1 protein-coding gene is annotated in these 1,014 nt (G+C 56.8%); it reads right to left on the bottom strand.

Annotated features, from left to right (window positions below; translation table 11 throughout):
* Positions 1-794 (bottom strand): FAD-dependent monooxygenase (locus tag AC1DVH_RS31710; RefSeq protein WP_477757104.1); only part of this gene is annotated, 794 nt, incomplete at its 3' end.
* Between the last annotated feature and the right edge of the window lie 220 nt (positions 795-1,014).

Here is a 1,014-nt window from a genome sequence, read left to right as displayed (position 1 = left end):
ATATCCAGCGGACGGAAGATAACCTGCCTGGCATCGGTCACCTGCTCAAGAGCTTCCAATACAGCGGGCGCGGTATATTCGGCAAGGCGTTCGCGAATCATCGCGCTCGCTTGATCCTCTGGTACCCGCAGAGGCTCCACACTGTTCTCGAGATAAAACAGGTAGCAGCTGTTCTCCGATGTCGGGAAAGAACCCACCGTTTTCCCTGTCGGGCTGCGGTACAGACAGAACCCATCAATCTGAGCCGGACGCGGCGCGTTGAAACGCCAGACACTCTGACCTGCAAAATGCGGCCTGCACTCAGTACCGAAAACCTGATCGCGGAGCTTGGAGTAGGCTCCATCCGCAGCCACTACCAAGTCATAGGTAGCCTCGCGACCATCCGAGAATTTAACTTCGACGCAGTCCCCACGGTCGTCGAGATGTTCGATCGTCAACCCTTTATCCAGAACCGCCCCAGCCCCTTGCGCTGCCGACTCCAGGATTCGAGCAAGTTCTGGCCGACGGATGCCACAGCTGGGGGGGGCAGGGTCCGATCGCAGGAGTTGACCTGAGGAATCGAATTGCCGAAACGCGTCGAATCGCATACCACTGTCGAGACAAGGCTCCGCCAATCCGATCATGTCCAATGCTCGGACCGTGTTGTGTAACAGGCAAATGCCAGACCCTGCCGAGGGAATCCCCGGCTTGATATCAATACAGTGGACGTCCACTCCCGCCCTGCGCAGTGCATAAGCTGCGGTGGCACCGCCGATTCCGCTGCCTACAATCAAAATGCGTTTAACTTGACTCATTCTTGTCTCCTCTCCGCTTCTATGGCGGGTGGTAGCTGCTACTCAATTACACAGCTTGTTTGCCAATTCCGGTACATCGAAGTACGCCTCGGCAAGAGACATCCGCGACCGGGTATAGCCCTCGTATAGTCATCTGCGGCAAGCCTTCAGGCGTCGCGCAGTACTGCTTCAATTGCAGCGACGAGCAAATCCACTGGGCAGGACTGTCCAAGCCTTCAAC

Source organism: Pseudomonas sp. P4_C3, from assembly GCF_056402075.1.
This window is presented reverse-complemented; position numbering and strand designations above follow the sequence as displayed.